The sequence below is a fragment of the Anabaena sp. 4-3 genome (assembly GCF_001597745.1).
In the GTDB taxonomy this organism is placed as follows: domain Bacteria; phylum Cyanobacteriota; class Cyanobacteriia; order Cyanobacteriales; family Nostocaceae; genus Trichormus.
In genome coordinates, this window is sequence record NZ_LUHJ01000051.1 from 1 (window position 1) to 291 (window position 291).

Below are 291 nucleotides of genomic sequence, written 5' to 3' on the forward strand. Positions count from 1 at the left end.
GTTCGACTTGCATGTGTTAAGCATACCGCCAGCGTTCATCCTGAGCCAGGATCAAACTCTCCGTTTTGTCTTCTTTCGAGTTTGTTATCTGAACAACTTTGTTCTCCAGATTCCTTGCTATAATTTCTTTAGTTTTTGGGAAAACCCAAAACCAATTTGTTTGACGAGGATTGGTTTTTTCTTTAAGCTTTCAAAGTATTCTTTTTTCTCGGTTCAGTCGTCTCGGCTCTCTCGCCTCGACACTTATCTAGAATAGCGAGGATTTTTGGCTTCGTCAAGGGGTAAAGGAAA

1 rRNA gene is annotated in these 291 nt (G+C 40.9%); it reads right to left on the reverse strand.

The annotated features are described in order from the left end of the window. Window positions 1–67 (reverse strand): 16S ribosomal RNA (locus A3775_RS14755); the annotation flags it as partial. Window positions 68–291 lie beyond the last annotated feature (224 nt).